Origin of the sequence: Pseudoalteromonas luteoviolacea (assembly GCF_021654285.1) — a bacterium.
Classification (GTDB): Bacteria; Pseudomonadota; Gammaproteobacteria; order Enterobacterales; family Alteromonadaceae; genus Pseudoalteromonas; species Pseudoalteromonas luteoviolacea_J.
Genome location: NZ_JAKFZS010000006.1, coordinates 203,125 through 223,622, shown reverse-complemented (window position 1 = coordinate 223,622; position 20,498 = coordinate 203,125). Strand labels below are relative to the sequence as shown.

15 protein-coding genes are annotated in these 20,498 nt (G+C 42.1%); 10 read left to right on the top strand and 5 right to left on the bottom strand.

Annotated elements, in window-relative coordinates; all coding sequences use genetic code 11:
* The first annotated feature begins 13 nt into the window (after nucleotides 1-13).
* The 3 genes from L1077_RS07470 (at nucleotide 14) to L1077_RS07460 (ending at nucleotide 5,078) form a co-directional block, all read left to right on the top strand.
* The gene (locus L1077_RS07470) at nucleotides 14-1,126 is read left to right on the top strand and encodes an efflux RND transporter periplasmic adaptor subunit (protein ID WP_237136261.1); all 1,113 of its coding nucleotides are present in this window, start codon (nucleotides 14-16) and stop codon (nucleotides 1,124-1,126) included.
* Complete coding sequence (locus L1077_RS07465) at nucleotides 1,126-4,224, top strand: efflux RND transporter permease subunit (protein WP_237136260.1); 3,099 nt, start codon at nucleotides 1,126-1,128, stop codon at nucleotides 4,222-4,224. Before L1077_RS07470 ends, L1077_RS07465 begins: the two co-directional genes overlap by 1 nt.
* A 152-nt stretch (nucleotides 4,225-4,376) precedes the next feature.
* Nucleotides 4,377-5,078: a hypothetical protein gene (locus tag L1077_RS07460; protein WP_237136259.1), complete on the top strand. Its 702-nt coding sequence runs from the start codon at nucleotides 4,377-4,379 to the stop codon at nucleotides 5,076-5,078.
* 106 nt (nucleotides 5,079-5,184) lie between these two features.
* Here L1077_RS07460 and L1077_RS07455 read toward each other — a convergent pair whose 3' ends face one another.
* The gene (locus tag L1077_RS07455; RefSeq protein WP_237136258.1) at nucleotides 5,185-7,680 is read right to left on the bottom strand and encodes a TonB-dependent receptor; all 2,496 of its coding nucleotides are present in this window, start codon (nucleotides 7,678-7,680) and stop codon (nucleotides 5,185-5,187) included.
* A 391-nt stretch (nucleotides 7,681-8,071) separates the two neighbouring features.
* Here L1077_RS07455 and L1077_RS07450 point away from each other — a divergent pair, with 391 nt between their 5' ends.
* Complete coding sequence (locus L1077_RS07450) at nucleotides 8,072-10,222, top strand: M3 family metallopeptidase (protein WP_237136257.1); 2,151 nt, start codon at nucleotides 8,072-8,074, stop codon at nucleotides 10,220-10,222.
* A 203-nt stretch (nucleotides 10,223-10,425) separates the two neighbouring features.
* Here the strand turns inward: L1077_RS07450 and drt5 are convergent, their stop codons facing one another.
* Nucleotides 10,426-11,907, bottom strand: a complete 1,482-nt coding sequence (drt5, locus tag L1077_RS07445) for an antiviral reverse transcriptase Drt5 (protein WP_237136256.1) — start codon at nucleotides 11,905-11,907, stop codon at nucleotides 10,426-10,428.
* 316 nt (nucleotides 11,908-12,223) lie between these two features.
* On the opposite strand from drt5, the gene L1077_RS27565 reads away from it, so the two are divergent.
* Entirely contained in the window at nucleotides 12,224-12,370 is a 147-nt protein-coding gene (locus L1077_RS27565) for a hypothetical protein (RefSeq protein ID WP_343222120.1), read from the top strand.
* Between the two features lie 54 nt (nucleotides 12,371-12,424).
* Nucleotides 12,425-13,216 (top strand): alpha-amylase family glycosyl hydrolase, encoded by a 792-nt coding sequence (locus L1077_RS07440; protein WP_440589540.1) that lies wholly within the window; start codon nucleotides 12,425-12,427, stop codon nucleotides 13,214-13,216.
* A gap of 65 nt (nucleotides 13,217-13,281) precedes the next feature.
* Here L1077_RS07440 and L1077_RS07435 read toward each other — a convergent pair whose 3' ends face one another.
* Nucleotides 13,282-13,467 carry a hypothetical protein gene (locus L1077_RS07435; RefSeq protein ID WP_237136255.1) on the bottom strand — a complete coding sequence of 62 codons (186 nt, stop codon included), beginning with the start codon at nucleotides 13,465-13,467 and terminating at the stop codon, nucleotides 13,282-13,284.
* Between the two features lie 138 nt (nucleotides 13,468-13,605).
* On the opposite strand from L1077_RS07435, the gene L1077_RS07430 reads away from it, so the two are divergent.
* The 4 genes from L1077_RS07430 (at nucleotide 13,606) to L1077_RS07415 (ending at nucleotide 16,866) form a co-directional block, all read left to right on the top strand.
* A complete protein-coding gene (locus L1077_RS07430; RefSeq protein WP_237136254.1) occupies nucleotides 13,606-14,076 on the top strand; it encodes a hypothetical protein in 471 nt (156 codons plus the stop codon).
* A gap of 58 nt (nucleotides 14,077-14,134) precedes the next feature.
* Nucleotides 14,135-14,590, top strand: coding sequence for a hypothetical protein (locus L1077_RS07425; RefSeq protein WP_237136253.1), 456 nt, complete (start codon nucleotides 14,135-14,137; stop codon nucleotides 14,588-14,590).
* A gap of 616 nt (nucleotides 14,591-15,206) precedes the next feature.
* Complete coding sequence (locus L1077_RS07420) at nucleotides 15,207-15,437, top strand: hypothetical protein (RefSeq protein WP_237136252.1); 231 nt, start codon at nucleotides 15,207-15,209, stop codon at nucleotides 15,435-15,437.
* Between the two features lie 640 nt (nucleotides 15,438-16,077).
* A complete protein-coding gene (locus tag L1077_RS07415) occupies nucleotides 16,078-16,866 on the top strand; it encodes an HNH endonuclease (RefSeq protein WP_237136251.1) in 789 nt (262 codons plus the stop codon).
* A 64-nt stretch (nucleotides 16,867-16,930) separates the two neighbouring features.
* Here L1077_RS07415 and L1077_RS07410 read toward each other — a convergent pair whose 3' ends face one another.
* Together L1077_RS07410 and L1077_RS07405 are read right to left on the bottom strand one after the other, a co-directional pair.
* Entirely contained in the window at nucleotides 16,931-17,752 is an 822-nt protein-coding gene (locus tag L1077_RS07410) for a substrate-binding periplasmic protein (RefSeq protein WP_237136250.1), read from the bottom strand.
* Between the two features lie 6 nt (nucleotides 17,753-17,758).
* Nucleotides 17,759-20,365, bottom strand: coding sequence for a TonB-dependent receptor plug domain-containing protein (locus tag L1077_RS07405; protein ID WP_237136249.1), 2,607 nt, complete (start codon nucleotides 20,363-20,365; stop codon nucleotides 17,759-17,761).
* Nucleotides 20,366-20,498: the final 133 nt, after the last annotated feature.

Sequence of the window (20,498 nt, the reverse complement as noted above, 5' to 3'; positions counted from 1 at the left end):
AATAGGAGTAATTATGAATATTAAACGTTGGCTCACCGCTATTTTTATTGTCCTTGTTGTGATTGCCAGTCTTGGCTTCATTAAATTTAGCCAAATACAAGCGATGATTGCGTTCGGTGAATCCTTCCCAGAGCCTTCGGCCTCGGTGAAAAGCACCTATGCGCAAGCGGTTGAGCATACCACTCATATTAAAGTCGTGGGTCAACTACAAGCGCGTCAAAACATGACTATCAGCAATGAGTACCCAGGACAGATCACCTTAGTTGGGTTTAACCCTGGGGACACTGTTAATGCAGGAGATGTTTTAATTAAGCTCGATACCAGTATCGATGAAGCTAATCTAAAAGCGGCAAAAGCACGCGTTAAACTGGCAAAATCGACCTATGCGCGTGTGGTCAAATTACTTGAGCAAAAACGAATTAGCCCTGATGAGGTTGATCAAGCAGAAGCGAATGTCAGCATTGGCGAAGCCGAAGTACAAAACCTAAAAGCTTTAATCGCTAAAAAAACCATCACAGCACCTTTTTCAGGTCACACTGGGTTTGATCAATACCAAGTAGGCCAGTTTCTCGACGTAAATAGTCAAATTACCACTATGGTAGGCAAAGATGACGCTATTTGGGTCGATTTCCATGTGCCACAGACCTTGTCTCAGCCAAGCATTGGCAGTGAAGTCAGTATCTCATTTTCAAATAACAACCAAAATGTTCAAAGCGACTATAAAGCACAGATCATCGCAAAAAAGCCGAGCATTGATTTGAACTCACGCCAGCAAAGCTATCGTGCTTTGTTATCTAATACAGATCAACAATTTAATCACAATCAAATGGCCATGGTGAAAATCCCATCAACAACCGTGAACGCGGTGATGGTCCCCACCAATGCGATTACACGTAGCCACTTTGGTGAGTTTGTATACAAGTTAGAAAAAGACGATGAGCAAAACTGGCGTGCAACCCCCATTAAAGTGACGTTAGGTGACAAAGTTCAAGACAATCAAATTGTATTGTCAGGACTCACAGGCGGTGAATTTATTGCCAGCGAAGGCGCATTTAAACTCAGAGAAAACTTATTGGTTTTTACTGGGAAAACGGCGTCAACGCAAAGTGAAAACGGAGTGCAGTAATGAGCTCATTACACGAAAACAAACCGTCAATAATGGATATTTTTGTCAACCGTCCGGTGTTGGCAATTGTATTGTCCTTATTGATTATTTTAGCGGGTGTGAATGCCGCTCGGCAGATCTCCGTTCAGCAATACCCAAAAATTGAAAGTGCCTCGCTCGTCATCAATACCGTTTACACAGGTGCAGCAGCAGATGTTGTAAAAGGCTATGTTACCGAGCCTATAGAACGTGTGGCTTCGACTGTGCCCGGCGTAGACTACGTTGACTCTGTCACCACATCAGGGCTCAGCAAAGTAACCGCTTGGCTTGATTTGAATCACAGCACAACCGATGCCCTTGCAGAGCTAACAACACGCCTTAACCAAATTAAATTTGAACTACCAACTGGTGCTGAAGACCCAGCCATTCAAATTGTGCGAGCTGATAGCCCCTACGCAGTATTTTACCTAGACGTTGAATCGCAAGGCTTACCAAGAAACGAAGTCAGTGATTACCTAGTTAGAAATGTCGTGCCGTCTATGTCAGATATTCCAGGCGTGCAAAAAGTCACCCTCGAGGGCGGTAGAAACCCAGCAATGCGTGTTTGGTTAGACACAGATAAACTGGCCATTTATAACCTCAGCGCCAGCGATGTATTTACAGCATTGCAAGCCAACAATACCATTGCGACCATAGGCTACACCGAAAATAGTCGTCAACGCATCGATTTAATGGCCAACACCAGCCTAAAAAACGTTGCTGACTTTGAGCAGCTGGTTGTAAAAGAGACAGACACTGCACAGCTAAAACTGGGCGATATTGCCGATATTGAAATTGGCGAAGCCCCCGGTATGGTGACCGCCCGTTTAGATTATCACGATACGGTATTCTTAGCAGTTTGGGCGCTACCTGGTGCCAATGAGATAAATATCGGTGATGCGCTCTATGCAAAGCTAGCCGAAATCAACCAGATTTTACCTGATGGGATGAAAATATCGATTGGCTATGACGGTACACTCTACATGCGTGATTCAATCAAGGAGATCTTTACCACCCTTGCGGAGACTGTACTACTGGTCGGTATCGTTGTCGTTGCCATGATGGGCTCATTCAGAACCGCCATGGTGCCGCTTATCACCATTCCAATCTCTATTTTAGGTGCCATTGCGGTGATCTCGGTCATGGGATTCTCGTTAAACCTACTCACCATTTTGGCCATCGTGCTCTCGGTTGGTTTGGTCGTCGATGACGCCATTGTGGTCGTTGAAAATGTCGCCCGCCACATGCGAGAAGGCAAGCCCAGATTGCAAGCGGCGCTGATCAGCTCAAGACAGCTACTTGTGCCCGTCATTGCGATGACCTTAACCCTTGCAGCCGTGTATGCACCAATTGGCTTTTTAACGGGCTTAACTGGCTTCTTGTTCCGTGAATTTGCCTTCACTTTGGCCATTGCGGTCTTAATCTCAGGACTCGTCGCTGTGACGCTTTCGCCCATCATGAGTGCCTATGTTAGCCCAGAAGGCGGTAAAGAAGGCAAGTTGACTCAAACAGTGAATGGCTATTTTGATAGACTGCAAGCTTTCTATTTCAAGAGCTTAGACACCTTGTTTCAGTGGCGTACACAAATATTTTTTGTCGCTATTGTGTTCTCACTCCTATCTGTGCCGTTTTACTTGTTATCGCAAAAAGAACTGGCACCAATTGAAGATCAGAGCAGTGTGCAAGTAGTGATAGAAGCGCCGCCTGAGTCTTCACAGGTCTACACCGCAGAGAAAATGAATGAAACAGCACGCGTGATGAACGCGACCGAAGGCGGTCAATTTACTTGGCAAATTGTCACCGCTGCCGCAGGTTTCGGTGGTGTGGAGCTGGCCCCTTATGAAGAGCGCGAAAACTCAGTACATGACTTATTGTTTGATTTATACGGTCGTCTTGGTAGTGTCACAGGTTTAAGCTTATTCCCCATCCTGCCGGCCTCTTTACCAACCGCAGGCCAGTTTGATGTCGAAGTGGTACTGAGATCCAGTGATGATGCGCAAACGATGAAGCAATACGCAGACCAAATCATTGCCAAGGCCAACGCCAGCGGCCAATTTATGTTTGTGAATACTGACCTTAAAATTGACTTACCACAGGCAGAGCTAGAAATAGACCGCTTACTGGTTGCTGATCTAGGTCTGGATCTCGCGGATGTAAATAACCAGCTGAGTGTGTTGATGTCCAACAACTTTGTGAACTACTTCAACAAAGATGGTAAAGCTTACCGCGTGATCCCAATTGTGGGTGATGATGAGCGTTACAATCCTGAAAATATACTGGATATGCAAGTAAGAAATGACCAAGGCACGCTCATTCCAGTCTCTGCGTTTGCCACTTTGCGCACCTTTACCAGTCCTCGTGTTTTGGGCTCATTTAACCAACAAGACTCGTTCAGGATCTTAGCGGGCGTGCTGCCACACATCACCAAGGAGCAGGGCCTAAGCAGTATTGAAGACATTGTCAAAGAAGTCTTGCCAGCGCATTACTCTATTGATTATGCAGGCGAATCAAGGCAGCTTCGTAAAGAGGGTAATACTATGGTTGGGGTACTCTTGGTCGCTATGATTGTGGTGTATTTCTTATTGGCGATTCAATTTAATAGCTTTAGAGATCCCCTTGTGGTGCTACTTGGGTGCGCACCTTTGGCCTTATCTGGCGCACTGATGTTGCCGTTTTTATCGCTTACCACGGTGAATATTTACAGCCAAATCGGCCTGATTACTTTAATTGGCCTCATCGCTAAAAATGGGATTTTAATTGTGGAATTTGCCAACCATTTGCAGCTTGAAGGTAAAAACAAATTTGAGGCTGTCAAAGGTGCTGCGGCAACCCGCCTTCGCCCTATCTTGATGACAACGGGCGCAACCGTGCTGGGTCACTTCCCATTAGTCCTTGTTACAGGTGCTGGTGCAGAAGCAAGAAACAGCATTGGTATTATTCTGGTTGCAGGTATGCTGATCGGGACGTTCTTCACGCTGATTGTATTGCCGCTGCTTTATGAAAAGCTGGCTACTGACCATCGAGGAGAAGTTGAGTCTGAAAAAGCGCTAAACGAAACACAGTTTGCCACTGAAATTTAAAGCAAATAGGTGCTCAGCTCATCGCTGAGCACCCAAACCTATCCATTCAGCCTAACAGCTCTCCCAAACTTCCTCGGTAACAATAAATAACAATTAGCGTTCCTATTTTAGTCCATACTTTATAGCGTAAAATTGATATTAAAGGATTTACTATGCGCTATTTACGCTCAGCCGGATTATTTGTTTTGGTGACAACCTTATTTGGCTGCGGCTCAGACTCAAGTGGGCCGACAACTCCTCAACCACCAAGCGAGTCCCAAACCGAAAAAATCGTTACAGGTGTAGAACTGCATTTATTTAATCGCGAACTAAACTCCACACTTGCAAAAGAAGACATTAGACGCGACGAACCTTATCAAGCAAATACACCGATTAGATACAATCATTTAATTTTTGGATTAGACACAGTCACAGAAATAGTGACTCTCAAGGCATCTCTATTTAATTTAATGCCGCCCTCACTGATCAGTAAGGCCTATGCACTGTCACCAGTACCTAAGACAACCAAAGAAAACATCCAATCCATCGTGATCACTTCTCCTTATGATTTTAATGAATCGGCCCCAGCAGGCAGTAACTTAAACCAATTCTTTTCGGTGTCTTTTGCCAGCTTCCCAAATCAATACTATGTCTATAAAGACGATAAACGCATCTATATCGCATTAAATGAGTACATTGAAACAGCCGATGGCGAGCCTTTAAAATCACTTGGCTTTACGACAGATTTAATTTTAAACACGGCACCAGATGTAGACTATCCGATGAGTTTTTACATTGAAATGGAGCTAGATGATGGCCGAGTATTTTCGCTTGAAAGTCCTGAGATTCAGTTTTTAAAAAGCGGCGGAGAATAAACCTATTGTCAGCTTTGGACTCAATTACAAGATGCTTTAGGTAATTGTCATTATTCAGACAATGAAAAAAGGGGCCTAAGCCCCTTTGACTACAGTGACAAAAAAATTAGAAATAGCCTCTAAAACCAAAAGCAAAACTTCTGCCCGGCATAGGTGCTTTATCCTTTAAGAAAGAGGTGTGCACGCGTGCTTCTGTATCCGTTATGTTATGTCCTTTTAGGTACATTACCCAGTCTTGTCCTAGTGCAGCAAAATCATAATTAATGCTGGCATCTACTAAGGTATAACCCGGTGTTACCGTTTCATGGGCTGCGATGTGAGACTGCTTCTGATATCGCACAACATCAAGGTTTACGGTGAATTCATCGAGGCTATAGGTCAGTTTAGTACCAAAGCGCACCGGTGAAACCATTGGCAAATTACCGCCTTGATCTAAGCGTGCACGGACTAAATCTGCAAATAAAGTTGCATGCAATGCATCTGTTGCTTGCCATGCAAACTCAGCCTCAAAACCATGTGTGATCACATCATCTGTTTTAAAGACATAGACAGGTAAACCATGATCTTCATGTTCACCATGGTCGTGCTCATGATCATGTTCTCCATGATCATGGTGGTGATCATGACCATCATCGGCCATCAATCCCGTGTTGACTTGATAATAGTAATTATCGATTTGGTTGTAGAACGCGTTCAGTACAAAACCGAAATCACCTTCCAGTTTTCGCCAAGTTAAGTCGATATTGTGCGCGCGCTCTAAGTCAATATCCTCTGGGTTTAATTCAAATGACAAACTGTCTGCTTTTTGTCTAAACAAAGCCCCCACTTCATAAGTACCAGTGCCGATGTGCGGACCAAACGAAAATAACTCTGATGCAGCAGGTGCACGCTCTGATCGCGATACTGAAATACCGACGTTATAGCCCGGTTGGTAATCCCACACCGCACCTGCTGATAAGCTCATAGGAGTAAATTCATGATCGACCGCAAAGACACGATTGGCGACTAAACTACCGTGGTCGTGGTCGTGGTCGTGGTCGTGGTCGTGGTCGTGGTTGTGGTCGTGGTCGTAGTCGTGGTCGTGGTCGTGGTCGTGGTCGTGGTCGTGGTCGTGGTCGTGGTCGTGGTCGTGGTCGTGGTCGTGGTCGTCAGCACCTTGTAAGTCACCGCTTGATAACACAACATTTGGCGCATCAATAGTGACGCGCTCAACACGCGCGCCCAACTGCACTAATACACCAGAAAAATGACGCTCTTCCATCAAGGCTATGGCAAAGGTTTCACTTACCGACGGCGGTGTAAATGCCTCGGCACCTTGCGCTGAAAAGTCACTGCGCTTGTAGTGCACACTGACGCCACCGCGCCAGCCAGAGATGGGTTGATGCATCACATCTAATCGCGCTTCATGGCTTTCGTTGGCAAAAATAGTCCCCACTTCCCCATGCTCTATTTCCGCATGCTCATAATCTGTGTAAGCCGCTCTAAAGTTTGCTTCGTTTAGCCATGCATGATCAAAGCTATATTTGCCGATAAGCTGCCATCTGTCTTGATCTAAATCTGCATAAACCGTTGGTGCTTCATCGCCATGACTGTGCCCCGGAATGCCATATTCACGGGTCATTTTACCGTAAGAAACACCCACATAACCTTGATCAAATAAATAAGATGTACCTACCGTGCCACCAGATGACTCCTCAGCACTGTTCTCAACGGTATAATCACCAGATTGATTTTTTTCCGAGCTGATTTCAGCAGGCACAGGGATCTCATAATCCTCTGAATCTCTGACATAACCATCCACATGAAACGCAAACTGCTCAACACCCGTGTTGAAGTTAAAGCTGGCTAACTTTTGCTCATCGCCCGTGGCATGCTCAACTAATACTTCACCAAATGTGTCACTGCGCGTGGGCACGCGCTCATCGACTACATTAACCACACCACCAATTGCACCACTGCCATAAAATAGCGTTGCCGGTCCGCGAAGAACTTCGACTTGCTGGGCTGTTGAGGTTTCTGATGCTACAGAGTGATCAGGACCAACACGAGAGGCGTCGCTCACATCGAGACTGTTTTGCGTGATTAATACACGTGGGCCACTTAAGCCTCGGATAACCGGAGTACTGGCAACCTTGGCGTGAAAGCTGGTATGTACGCCTACTTGCTTTGCAAGCGTGTCACCAAGCGTTGCAGCTTGTTGCTCACGAAGCTTGTCGCCAGACAACACGCTCACAGGCATAGAAGACTCCATCATCGAGGCATGAAATGGAGAAGCTTTGACGTCGAGTACTTCAATCGCTGACGCATTCAAGGTCACTAAGATATTACTTGTGCCTGTGCTCGATGCCACTACCACCTTGTTTTGATGTGCAAAACCAGATGCCGTGATATGTAGTTCAACATCACCACTTGAATTTGTCTGCAAAGCAAACTTACCGTTACTGTCTGACTGGGCTGTTCGCTGTGAACCCATGACTGATACGGTCGCATTGACAACTGCATTACCATCTTGATCTTGAACTAGACCTTGGATGTTTTGCGCATAAGCGTGGACTGATAACGGCGCGATTAAGCCTAGCATCAGTGGTGAAAGTTTAAACATAATCATCTCATCTTAATAATTGTTATAATATAACATCTTACAACTTGGTGATTTGCAAGTTTTTTTATCTTGTTTTTTGTAGACATCATCGAAGATTCATATTCATTTTACCCATAGCAATAACGCGTACTTACACAGTCAAAATCAATATAAACCAATAAAATCATAATCTTAATAATTTGTTGCAATAATTGAGAGAAATATAATTGCATTTATTTTGTTACAATATAACATATCATACAATTCAATGATTCAGGTACATTGCGCAAAGAACGCACAGAACATCATGCTTAAAGCGACTCCCAACCAGCTTTTTGCATGAATGTTTTTTTAAAAAAAGCCTCAACAATTGCATTAAATATTCAGTACACACTTATCTCGGAAGTACAGTATGATAAAGAAAACAATCGCATTAGCCGTAAGTTCGGTTATCTTACTCGGCGCATGCAATAGCCAAAATGCAACTCAGCCAATGACAAACACACAAGCAACTGCGCAAAATACAGCACAAAACCCACTTATGAGCCCAAGTTCATTGCAGTATCAAGCACCGGATTTTACGGTGATCAAAGATGAGCATATCGCCCCTGCATTTGAACTTGGCTTTTCACAACAGCTTCAGGAAGTTGATGACATCATTGCGCAAAATACAGTGACATTTGAAAATACCATTGTTGCCCTTGAAAAAAGCGGTGCACAGCTAAACCGTGCAAGTGCGTACTTTTCAAACGTCAGTGGCACTGACTCAAACCCAACGCGCAGAGCATTAGCACAGCAATTCTCGCCACTCATGGCCCAGCATTTCGATAATATTTATTTAAACGATAAGCTATTTGCACGTGTGCAAGAGATCCATGATAAACGTACAACTCTAAACCTTGACGCCGAGTCAGTAAGACTGATCGAAGTTTACTACAAGCACTTTGTTAGAGCGGGCGCCAAGCTAAACGAGTCACAAAAAACGCAGATCAGAGCACTGAACAAAGAGCACTCACAACTGACAACGCAATTTAGCCAAAACCTACTGCAAGAAACACAAAACATTGCTGTAGTTGTAGAAGATAAAGCACAGCTCAAAGGCTTAACAGACGCACAAATTGGCGTTATGGCAGCTGCTGCTGACAAAGCGGGACACAAGGGTAAATTCCTCATTAGCATCACCAATACCACGCGCCAGCCAACCCTTGCACAGTTAGAAAACCGCGATTTAAGAAAGCGCGTGTGGCTTGCATCTGCAAACCGCGCACAAACTGGCAAAACCAATAATACTGAGATAGTCAGTCGCCTTACGCAAATTCGTGCAACACGCGCTCAAATCCTCGGCTTTGATAATTGGGCCCATTATGGACTCTCAAATCAAATGGCGCAGAATCCACAAGCTGTATTTGATATGTTCTCCGGCATGACTGAACAGTTAATGAAAAACGCGGCGCAAGAAACTCAAGCAATTCAAGACAAAATAGTGCAAAACGGTGAAAGCTTTAAAGTGCAACCTTGGGATTGGGCGTTTTATGCTGAGCAAGTGCGCCAAGATAAGTTTGCATTAAATGAAAGCAGTGTTAGGCCTTATTTTGAGTTTAATCGTGTACTGGAAGACGGTGTATTCTTCACCATGAAAGAACTATATGGTATAGAGTTTAAACTGCGCCCAGATTTACCTGTCTATCACCCAGAGGTTAAAGCGTATGAAGTTTTTGACCACGATGGCAAGAGCCTAGCAATTTTCTATGCAGACTACTTTGCCCGTCAGGGTAAAAGAGGCGGTGCTTGGATGAATTCATTTGTTGATCAGTCGCACTTACTTGAGCAAAAACCTGTTGTCGTGAACGTGATGAATATCGCCAAAGCACCTGAAGGACAGCCTACCTTACTGAGCTATGGTGAAGTAACAACCATCTTCCATGAACTTGGCCATGGCATTCACGGTATGCTGTCGGATGTGAACTATCCTTCTTTATCAGGCACGTCGGTTTCAAGAGACTTTGTTGAATTCCCATCTACATTTGAAGAAGACTGGGCCATTCACCCAAAAGTCATTGCTAATTACGCCAAGCACTACCAAACCAACGAAGCAATTCCACCAGCACTGCTTGATAAGTTAGTGCGCTCACGTAGCTTTAACCAAGGCTTTGATACCCTAGAATACGTTGCTGCAGCCCTAGTGGACATGGAATGGCACTCACTTAAACCAGAAGAAAAAGTAACCGACTTAGAAGCGTTTGAGCAAAAGGTATTGAAGAAGCACGGCTTGTACGTACCGCATATTCAACCACGCTATAAATCTGCCTATTTCTCACACTCAATGGGCGGTGGTTACTCAGCAGGTTACTACGCCTACATGTGGAGTGAAACCCTAGCGGCAGATGCTTTCGCTTATGTGCAATCACAAGGTGGTTTAAACAGAAAGATCGGCGACCATTACCGCAAAAATATTCTAGAGGTGGGTAACTCACGCCCATTAATGGAATCTTACAAAGCATTTAGAGGCCAGGCACCGACTACCGATGCGCTATTGAAGCGTCGCGGTTTGAGTAGCAATTAAGCTCATTGAACGTTCAACGTATCTGTATATTAGTGGCCTCGTATGAGGCCACTTTTTTGTGGGTAGGATTTAATTTTATTTGCGGAATGGAGTCAAAGTTGGCGTTGAATGGGGTTGCGCTAATGGGGCAATCGCAACGCTTCTATACCCGGCGCAGCATAGTTATGTCCGAGTGATTTAACTTGTTATCCGATGTTAATACACTATATTTTTTGTACACATGATGAAACTAATAAATTCATTGGGGAGCACTTTGAAAAATAGTTAAGTGAATAATTACGTTCTCCCGTAGGTAATAAACGTGAACCAATAGCAGAAGACCATGAAAGCCAGTCAGATTGACCAGTTTTCAAAAATTCATCTCTAATTTCTTTTAGTCCAAAGCCTAGCTCCGGTATTTCAAGTATTTTTGCTTTAGATATTTTGAAATCTACGGAAAGTTCATATATTTTGATTAAGCACTCTCCATATAATTTTTCACCTTCTAAATAATCCTCCAGTATTGCACCAAGCCAGAATAGCTGATATTCAAGAAAATCAGATTCAGCATTTAGGTAATCAAAGATGACTTTCGTCAACCCTTCTTTATCCCTAATGCCTGCACATACTGAATGAATGTGTTTTATAAGGTTAGGAAATCTTGTTAATAAAACAGGCATTAATTCAAGTAGGTTATCACTATGTAGTCTTAAAAAGCTTAGGATCAGATCTGCATCAGACTCTTCTATAGCATCATCTTTCAAAAGAGCCATCAAACCATCCACTTGTTCATTACTTAAATTACTTTCTTTGATGTGCTCAATTTCAATAACATCTACGCCAGATGCAGTGTGAATTTCCTCAATGTCAGTAACGATTTCTCTCAAAGATTGACGAATGTCACTTAATGTTTCCTGTATGTCTCCAACTTTATTATCATAATAGGTTTTTGATGGGTTTATATTCAAAGCGTACTTTCCAAGTAGCTGTTGGATTCGGATAAAATCTTGCCTTAATACGTTTGGATCATTATCGAATAAGATAAAATCATCCATAAACCGTACAATCTGGGCTGACTTTATGCTGCCGGACAAATCAATATATTTTAAAAATTCATTGCCAATCATTTTGCATGGATAAATACCCTGGGGAAGGAAGTCTATACTTCTCCCTGAATTTATTTCTCTAAAGTACTGTCCCGCGGCAATACTATCTACTTCCGATATATTTTTACCTACAAACCAATAGGATAAATCATGGTGGTATATGCTATTAAAATAAGAAGCAATATCGAACTGAATACTGTGCTGATAGAGCTTCGAACACTCATTAAGGTGTTCTTTATATTCTGAATATGCAACATGTACAGGTACTCTCGATCCATTTGTAAGGCGGTAGCCAAAGCTTCTTCGAGTATCACTTACTTGGGGTCTGAAAATTGTCTTATTTCTGAATATCAGGTCATAGATAAAGTACTCAGCCACTGGATCTAGCTTAACAGTTCTTCGAAGGTGACCTTTGGGCTTAGTAGCATATACAGTTTGCTGAGGGAGAAAGCTATCACCTAGGTGATCACTTCTCAAAACCTTTTGATATATATAGTTTGAAAGTTCATCTTCATGGTATTCAGCCATTATTAGATTTGTTTTCAAGGGGAATAAAGTAGATTGAAAATCTTCTTGCATAAAACTCAGTGTACTTGTCATGGGTTTCTCTAGCTCTCTATTCCTAGCGGTTAGCATTTTATTAGTACGAATCCTTGATTATCCTAATTAGGATGTATACATCTAGAATGGACACTAGTACATTTTATTCAAACTTCTTAAGTAGATTATCAACTTTAAATTAAACACTCAACGACTCTTTGAGTTAGAAAAAACGCGTAACCAAATGAAAAACCAAATAGGACAGGCAAAAATTCTTTGCATAAATAAACCAAATGGGCCAGGCACAAATTTATTGCTTAAATCGAGCTATTTAACTACTGTTTAAACATCCAGTTTAAAATTGAGTTAAATAGGAATGACAAGAGCAAGGAAAGCACTGATAGATTTGTCGTCGACGCCTTATTATCACTTAATAGCACGGTGTGTACGCCGTGCTTTTTTGTGCGGAGACGATAAGTACACTGGCAAAAACTTTGACCATAGACGGACTTGGTTAGTCTAGAGAGTAAAACTGCTAAGCAGTGTGTTTGCGATTGAAATAGCGGCTTATGCCATTATGAGTAATCACTATCATTTGGTTGTTAAAGTGAATAGACAGCAAGCACTTAGTTGGTCAGATAACGAGGTAATATCTAGATGGTATAAGTTGTACAAGGGTAGTCCCATCACTGATAAACAGCGAAACGGTGATACTCTTAGTGAGGCAGAGCAACTGCTTGTATCTGAGTTAGTTGAAAAGTGGCGAGCTAGGCTGTTTGACATTAGTTGGTTCATGAAAAATCTTAATGAGTTCATCGCAAAGGAAGCAAATAAGGAAGATAACTGCACGGGTAAATACTGGGAAGGGCGATATAAATCACAAGCCTTGTTAGATGAGACGGCATTACTCAGTTGTATGGCCTATGTGGACTTAAATCCAATTCGATCCAACATGGCAAATAATCTAGAGGATAGTGATTTCACATCGATTCAAGAGCGCATAAAGCACTTTAAAAACACCAAATCAAACGCAAAGAAATCAAATCCAAATAAAGCCAAGCGCCAAACTAAACAACCTAAATCACTAACACCGTTTGGTGCGAGGGAGTATGAAAACACAATGCCTTTCTCATTAATTGACTACCTTGAGCTAGTTGACTGGACGGGCCGGCATGTTCATCCCAAAAAAAGGGGTTACATACCAAAAAGTATGCCCAATATTTTAGTATCACTGAACATCGAAGAAGCGACGTGGCTGGATAGGGTGCAAAATTTTGGAAATCACTATGGTAACTTTGCGGGTTCACAAACTGTGTTAAGAGCACATGCCGCTAAAAATGATGTAAATTGGTATAAAGGAGTTGGTTAGTAAAAAGTAGATTTAGCCTTGCTTATCAATCTAGGCTCTTCTTGTTTAATAAAATTAATATATTCCTAAATTATATTTATTTCTACCATAAGGCGGATTTTAACCTCGCTACTAAGAAATACCTTAGCCTTGGAATACATTTTGCTGTTCAATTCTAACTTTTTAAAAAATGCCTGTCCCATTTGTTTTTCTGTCCCATTTGTTTTTCTGTCCCATTTGTTTTTCTGTCCCATTTGTTTTTCAAAACCCATTTAAATAAAATGTATTAGTTTAAAGCTAGTAAACTAAGCAAACTAAAAGATACGGACAAAAATTAGTTAGCTTTTTTTTGCTTCTCAAATTATAGCCAACTAAACTTTGCCGTTTATTTACGGCGTTAGGTATAAATAATGGACCATTCACAAGCAGAAAAATATCTTTTAGAAACCACACGAGCTTACATACTCGCCAGTGGAGATAAAGAAAATGCAATTGCTTTCCTAGTTAAGGAAGGATTCTCTAATATAGCTGCTGCATTATATGCAGATTTAGTTCCAATGGCATTTGGCTGGGGACTACTTAAGACAATGGGAGTACAGAAATTCCCATCAGAATTTGATCTCACGGATACAGGAGAAAAGGTTAAGGTTTCAGATAGTCATATCTTTACTACTGCATTGGGTATTGCGCTCGATATATTTCGAAACGGATACACTGATATATTCAGTCAAAGAGTCGTAGAAATGCTCATTTCCCACTCTGCAGAAGTAGTCGCATTGAACAAAGCTCTAAATTCAGAACCTGATTTAAACCTATCTGAAGTATCATTTTCATCATCTTTACTTGGTTATACTTCCGTGGAATTTGAACAAAATGCCTAACAAAACGTATAAAGCCGACCTCCGTTTGTGCTCAGCGTTAGCAGCTACGGAAAACTCTATGTCCAGTCGTAAACATTTCAAAGGTATCGCTTACAACCTCGCTCAGTTTTGTATTAGCCGGAACAACGATCTGCTTGGGTACTGGGCAATAGGGCAACTTTACTCCTTTGCTTTAGAGCAAGGTGTAAACGAAGTCGTTATTGATGTTTTGCGACAAGAAGTTCGACCTCAGACACATAGATTTTCGGAGTTGAGTGCGGCATATCTTGACCTTATGGTAAAAATTGCAGCTAGTAATGGCGCCAGGTTTGATTACTTAGAGGAGGCTGTTGTAGTTTTCATGTTTGATGTTGAGTATCAAAGTAAATATCACTGGTTTGGCTCAGCTCTAGGAAAACCATTTCTATGTGTTGTCGAGCTAACAAGTGATCTTGGTAAAAGATATAGTGCAACATTAGGCTGTAACATAAGGCCTCATGATCCGAACCGAGAGTATCGACGGGAACACTTCTAACAAAACCACACAACAGATTGCCCGACGAGACAATCACAAATGTTCTCACCAAGGCTGTCATGCTAATTGCTGCGCTAGTCGCCCGCCAGCTATTGGCTTAATTATTGGCAGGGCGTTTGCAATACAAGGGAAGTATGGCCTTTAATTGTCCACACTGTAATCATAAAAGCGTAAGTCATTTTTCAAAGTTTCTATCTTTTGAAGGTAGTCCTGCGACATGTTCAAACTGCGGAAAACACTCTATTGATGCTAAAGGCGTTAATGACTCTTATCGGCAAATAGTTTTTCTTGGCTTCGTTGTTTTTGGTGCGTTATCGATATTTACTCAGACTATTTTATATTTGGTTATCTGGTTTGCTTTCACCACAATGTTTCCAATTTACTCTCTTTACTGCATACCGTTAGAGCCAATTGAAACTAAAAAAGTGAAACACTATAAAACCAAAAAGCTTGTTTCTATTAGTATTTTTTCTGTTTTAATTTTATTGGTGGCAATCTTTGAGTAGTATTACTAACAAGCTATTTAAGCGCAAGAGTGCTAATGTTTAGCTCAGCTTCGCTTAATATTTTAGCCAACTAATTTTTGACGTTTATTTACGGCGTTAGGGTTCCCGAAATGAAAAAAAACGTGCATATATCTGCGCCTTTTTTATTGCTAGTTATTTTGTATTTATTGGGGTTGTTTGGATCTGCTCTGCCATTCGAGGTCATCGACCGTGATAAATCTGGAATTGTTTCTGCCTTAGAGCTTTTAGACTCCTTCGATACGGGCGTGAGATACAAAGAAGGATGTAAAGAATATTATTGGTTTAAAGATGGTCTAACTGCTTATAGAGTGTGTGAGTAGTTGCCAATATGTAGCTTCAAAACCAAATGGGACAGATACAGATTTATCGTTAGCCCTTATAGGACCGTTATCCGGAAAATAAAAAGTGCCTGTCCTATTTGCTCTTGCTATTTGCTCTTGTTATACCGCTCTGAGGTTCACGAAAAGCAGCAAACATAATTAAAAGTTGAAGCGGGTGTACCCATTTCCTTTTATTTCGCTGGAGTTTGGGTTGACGGAACTAATACACGTATTGACGGTTATGCATACTGCGTAAAAAAAATTGGATTTACTCCTCTAGCAGGAAGCAATTACGAAGCTGAGTATTATGTAGATACTATTAATGGCAGAGAACAATGCACAATTAAGCTTTACGATATCGTCAATGATAACGGAACGTTTGTTAAAAAAGAAAATGATAACTACATATTAACGACTAAGCCTTGTAATTAAAGACCCAAATAGTTATTGATATTTGGCCTTTAGGCTACTAACAACACAGTCGAGAAAGAGCGCAAAAAGCTTGGTTTACGCTCCTTAGTCGCTAATTATAAAACCAAAGAAAACCAAATGGGACAGGTACAGACTTATTGCGAAGAAAAGTGTCTGTCCTATTTATCTATTTATCTACCTATTTTTTATTAGGCATTTGGAGGTAACTATGAATATTTGGCGTTTAATTGCCCATCATGAAAATGCGTCAGAAGCGATTGAACTCATGAAAGATTTAGGTTGTATCGCTATTGGTTGGTCGGATATTGGTAACCTAACGCAAAAAGCCCCAAACAATCAATCAGAGATAACAAACTTGATCGACTCCTCTTACCGAAATTTGGATAATGCGCACTTAGGAGGTCCAAGTCTCTGGAATCTTTATAAAAACGTAAAAGAAGGTGATTTTGTTATTGTAAACGCAAATGGTCGTAGAAAGTGTGTTTTTGAGGTTACTGGACCTTACGTATTTAATACAGAAAACCCTATTTTGGGGTATATGCATCAGCGACAAGCAGTGCTAACTGATATCTCCGCAGAAAAACTTTGGAAAGATTGTAGCTCTTCTGTCCAAGCTGGTCAGAATATACGTTGGACACTTGCTGGTTGCCAATTCTCTGAAATAGCTGAAGAAACAATTCTTAAAGAAGGTGCAAGATTTTCAATTATTTCAACTGCGATTGAAAGGAATCCAGTGGCTAGGAAAAAGTGCATAGAGCATTATGGTTACACCTGTGCAGCATGCGACATCAACATGGAAAGTAAATATGGACGTATTGGTAAAGATTTCATACATGTACATCACCGCACAGATCTTGCTTCGATTCAAGGTATCCATAGAGTTGACCCACTCCGTGATTTAATTCCTCTATGTCCAAATTGCCATGCGATGATCCATAAGGACAAACCAGCAATGCCGTTAGAAAAGTTAAGAGCAATATTGCAAGAGCATGCCTAGCATAGCACTTAAATGATTTAATCCCCCTCGAAACCATAAATCAAATACAGAACGGCACTCTGCATCAACAGTCACTCCCCGTACAATCCAGCGCCTGTTGCAATACCGCTTGATAAGTGCCATCTGCTTTCATTTGCAACAAGGTGTCATCAAAGCGTTTTTTCAGCTTTTCTCCGCGTCTGGTTTTTGGAAATGCGAAATAACTTGGTATGGCGTATGCGTATTCTGTATGACGTTTAATTTCATTTTGAATATCAAGTCGGCGTAATATATCCGCCCCACCCAACTGATTGCTTATTACGATGTCAACACGGCCAGCCAGTAAAAGTTTAAAGCTTTGCATGCCTGAGTTTGCTTCCACGATTTTATGGATCTGTCCTTGTTTGATTGCTTGGTCAATTTCAAAGCCATAACTGACATTTCTGACCAAGCCTACGCTTAAATCACTCAACTCATCAATTGTGCCAGTTAGGTTTAACTTACTATCTCGCTTACTAAAAATAGACACCGATTGATTGATCAAGACTTGCTCAGAGAACAGCATGGTTTGTTTTCGCGCTTTAGAGCTGTAAATTGTGAAGATGCCATCTGCATGGCCCGATTGGATCTCTCTAATTGCCCTACCCCATGGCATAAACCTAACTGCAATCGGCTTATCCATGCGCTCGAATATCTCATTGACCATGGCAATGCCAACACCTTTTGGCTGATTGCCTTCTAAATATTGGTAGGGAGGATATTCTAACGTCACAAACTGCAATACGCGTGCTGCATATGCTTGCTGGCTTAACAGCAGTAATAAGCTTGCAGCGAGATAGACTGACAAGTTGCCACATTGACATTTTACTTTGAAAAAGTGCCCAGCCATCGCACGCCAACTCATCATCACAGCTTAAAACTCAACTTTTAATTTGATATACGCTCTGCGCCCTCTTGGATCGCCTGTTCTGGGGTCGTAACTGCCTGCAATATCCACAAAAGGCGGGGCTTTGTCCGTTACATTTACAACACCCACGGTAATATTTGTATTTACACCTGCTTTTATTAACTCACCCATATCGACTTCATATTGAAGATCGAGTGTATTAAACGAGTTGATTTTCTCTAAGGTGACATCATTTTCGTAACTGGCAACATGGCGAAAAAAAACATTGGCACTGTGTGCCTCAAACAGCCAGTTTATGCCAAAGCTGCCTTTAAGTTTAGGGGTCGGATTACCCACCGTATTGCGATTAAGTTTACCAAGGCCATCGCTAACCACACCGGCATTATCGGTCAAATCATATTCCAAAATATATGACCCCAAAAGCTGGGGCGTGAATCTGCCAAAAAGTGTATCCCACTGATACATGACATTAAAATCTATACCCGATGTGTCAATGGCTTCCGCATTAATGAAGCGGGTATTGACGATTGAAATTGTGCCAGCTGATGTGCGAATTACCCGCTCAGGATCATCTGCAAAGGTGTTTACAACGGCTTGATGGCTTTCCCGCGTCAGCACCTCTTCAAACGAAAAACGCCAATAGTCTATATCCAAATCAAACTGGTTTACGCTAAAGGTGCCCCCGATATTCAGCGCTGTAGAGGTTTCTGGCACTAAATTAGGATCGCCTACGGTTCTATTGCCACCAAATGTCGTTGACCCGTCTCTGGGGTCTGTAATATTGGCAAAATTCGTTTGTACTCCTTTTAACTGATGCACAGAAGGAGCGCGAAACGACGTACTAAATGATCCTCTCACAGATAAATTCGAAGAGGCATGCCAAAGCATCGACACCTTAGGATCTGTGGTATCTCCGCCTAAATCGCCATAATCTTCATAGCGCAGTGCAAGGCCCAGCTCTAGCTGTTCAAAGATAGGTAATCTCAATTCTGTAAATACCGCTTTGACATCACGGTCGCCTTCAACATTCTGATTACCGATTAAAAAGGCGAACCTATCTTGCTGGGTCAAGGCATCATACACAGAGCGAATAGACTCTTTTCGATATTGCATACCCAATGCCATTGCCGCGAAACCAGCCTCCATTTCAAACAATTCATCAAACGCTATGACGCCCTCAATAACTTGCATCTCAGATTCCACATTGCCAATATAGTCGCCAATGATATAGCCTCGGAGTTGCTCATTGGCGCTTGCTTGCGGATCGAATGGGTCAAAATACAAGCACTCTCCTGCGCCTGCTACAGCACCAAGGCCTTGCCGACAATTAATGCCACCATACCCAAGCAATGCAGACTGGAAGTTATCGGAAATTACATCCTTAGGGTTTAAAAACGCCTCATTTTTGGCATTCACGTAGGATACTTGCCAAAATTTATCCGTGCCTATGGCCCTATCAATTCCCAATGCAACACGGGTAGTTTGATGCGAATAAAAGTTTATTTCCGTGGGTTTGCCCACACCGAATGGGCGACCTCGGAAGAAGATATCTTCGTTATAGATATTGTTAGGATGGCTTGCTAACACACTGGGGGCATTCAATACCGGAAAACTTGGGGAGACCTCTCTTGATACGTCGTTGTCTGCAAAGCCAGCTTCAAACCACAGCTCTGTATCATCATTCCATGCCCATTTTGTGCGCATGTATAGCTGTAATCTGTCTTCTTTGGGTACCGCCGTAATTTGAGGGGCAAAATCAAACAAACAAAATGAATTACTATTGCTGCCCTCGGACACACTCCCGCCATTTTGCACGCAATTGGGATCTGCAACGGTGAGGCCATCGGGGTTGTCATCATTGGCAAGCGACGGGATCACAAAGCTCCCAGGGTTGCCAAAGCTACTAAATGCAGGTTGCACCCAATCGACCTCTGAGAGCACCAAACTGTTTCTCTCCAAATAACTCGCAGCGACCAAAACATGCCCTGATTTACCCGTATCACTACCAAATACAAAGTCCACTTTTGTCTCGTCTTGACTGCCATCACTCATCCGTTTGCGATATTCATACTGCACTTCACTGCCGTTTAAATCATCTCGACTAATGAAGTTCACAACTCCCGCAACCGCATCTGAGCCATAAATCGCTGATGCTCCGTCTTTAAGAATCTCAACCCGTTGAATTGCCAAGGTCGGAATAAGTGATGCCGTATCAACAAAGCTAGCCCCTTGATCTGTGACAACCGCAGATACCACTTGCCGCCGACCATTCAATAACACCAAGGTAGAAGAGACGCCGAGCCCTCTCAAATTGATATTTGAAGTCCCGACGGTAAAGTTTTGCGTTAAGTTATCAGAATTATTCTGCGCGCCTGCATTAAATGGTAAGGTTTCGATGAGATCTCTGACGTCATTCGCGCCAATTGTCGAAAGTACTTTTGCATCAATACTTGCAATGGGAATAGGGCTTTCAGATTGAATTGAACGCTTTAGCCTCGTTCCTGTGACCGATATTTTTTCAATCTCTTGCGCGCCGACACACTGTGTGGGCAAATACAACATTGCCCCTGTAAACAACCAGCCCATAAGCCTTGTTGGCTTATAATGAGACATCTCACCTCCACTTCACACCAAGTAAGTGTTACCGCAACTAAATGAATACTCTAAATAAGCATAGAAGGTTTTTGGCTATATTCTGGAAAAATTGTTCATATGTAACATGATAGAAAAAAGCAGATAAAAAAGC

Coding starts and splice junctions, on each gene's coding strand:
- L1077_RS07470 (WP_237136261.1), top strand. CDS start 14: ATGAATATTAAACGTTGGCTCACCGCTATTTTTATTGTCCTTGTTGTG.
- L1077_RS07430 (WP_237136254.1), top strand. CDS start 13,606: ATGGACCATTCACAAGCAGAAAAATATCTTTTAGAAACCACACGAGCT.
- L1077_RS07420 (WP_237136252.1), top strand. CDS start 15,207: ATGAAAAAAAACGTGCATATATCTGCGCCTTTTTTATTGCTAGTTATT.
- L1077_RS07465 (WP_237136260.1), top strand. CDS start 1,126: ATGAGCTCATTACACGAAAACAAACCGTCAATAATGGATATTTTTGTC.
- L1077_RS07415 (WP_237136251.1), top strand. CDS start 16,078: ATGAATATTTGGCGTTTAATTGCCCATCATGAAAATGCGTCAGAAGCG.
- L1077_RS07425 (WP_237136253.1), top strand. CDS start 14,135: ATGTCCAGTCGTAAACATTTCAAAGGTATCGCTTACAACCTCGCTCAG.
- L1077_RS07460 (WP_237136259.1), top strand. CDS start 4,377: ATGCGCTATTTACGCTCAGCCGGATTATTTGTTTTGGTGACAACCTTA.
- L1077_RS07455 (WP_237136258.1), bottom strand. CDS start 7,680: ATGTTTAAACTTTCACCACTGATGCTAGGCTTAATCGCGCCGTTATCA.
- drt5 (WP_237136256.1), bottom strand. CDS start 11,907: ATGACAAGTACACTGAGTTTTATGCAAGAAGATTTTCAATCTACTTTA.
- L1077_RS07450 (WP_237136257.1), top strand. CDS start 8,072: ATGATAAAGAAAACAATCGCATTAGCCGTAAGTTCGGTTATCTTACTC.
- L1077_RS07410 (WP_237136250.1), bottom strand. CDS start 17,752: ATGATGAGTTGGCGTGCGATGGCTGGGCACTTTTTCAAAGTAAAATGT.
- L1077_RS27565 (WP_343222120.1), top strand. CDS start 12,224: ATGACAAGAGCAAGGAAAGCACTGATAGATTTGTCGTCGACGCCTTAT.
- L1077_RS07435 (WP_237136255.1), bottom strand. CDS start 13,467: ATGGGTTTTGAAAAACAAATGGGACAGAAAAACAAATGGGACAGAAAA.
- L1077_RS07405 (WP_237136249.1), bottom strand. CDS start 20,365: ATGTCTCATTATAAGCCAACAAGGCTTATGGGCTGGTTGTTTACAGGG.
- L1077_RS07440 (WP_440589540.1), top strand. CDS start 12,425: ATGAGTAATCACTATCATTTGGTTGTTAAAGTGAATAGACAGCAAGCA.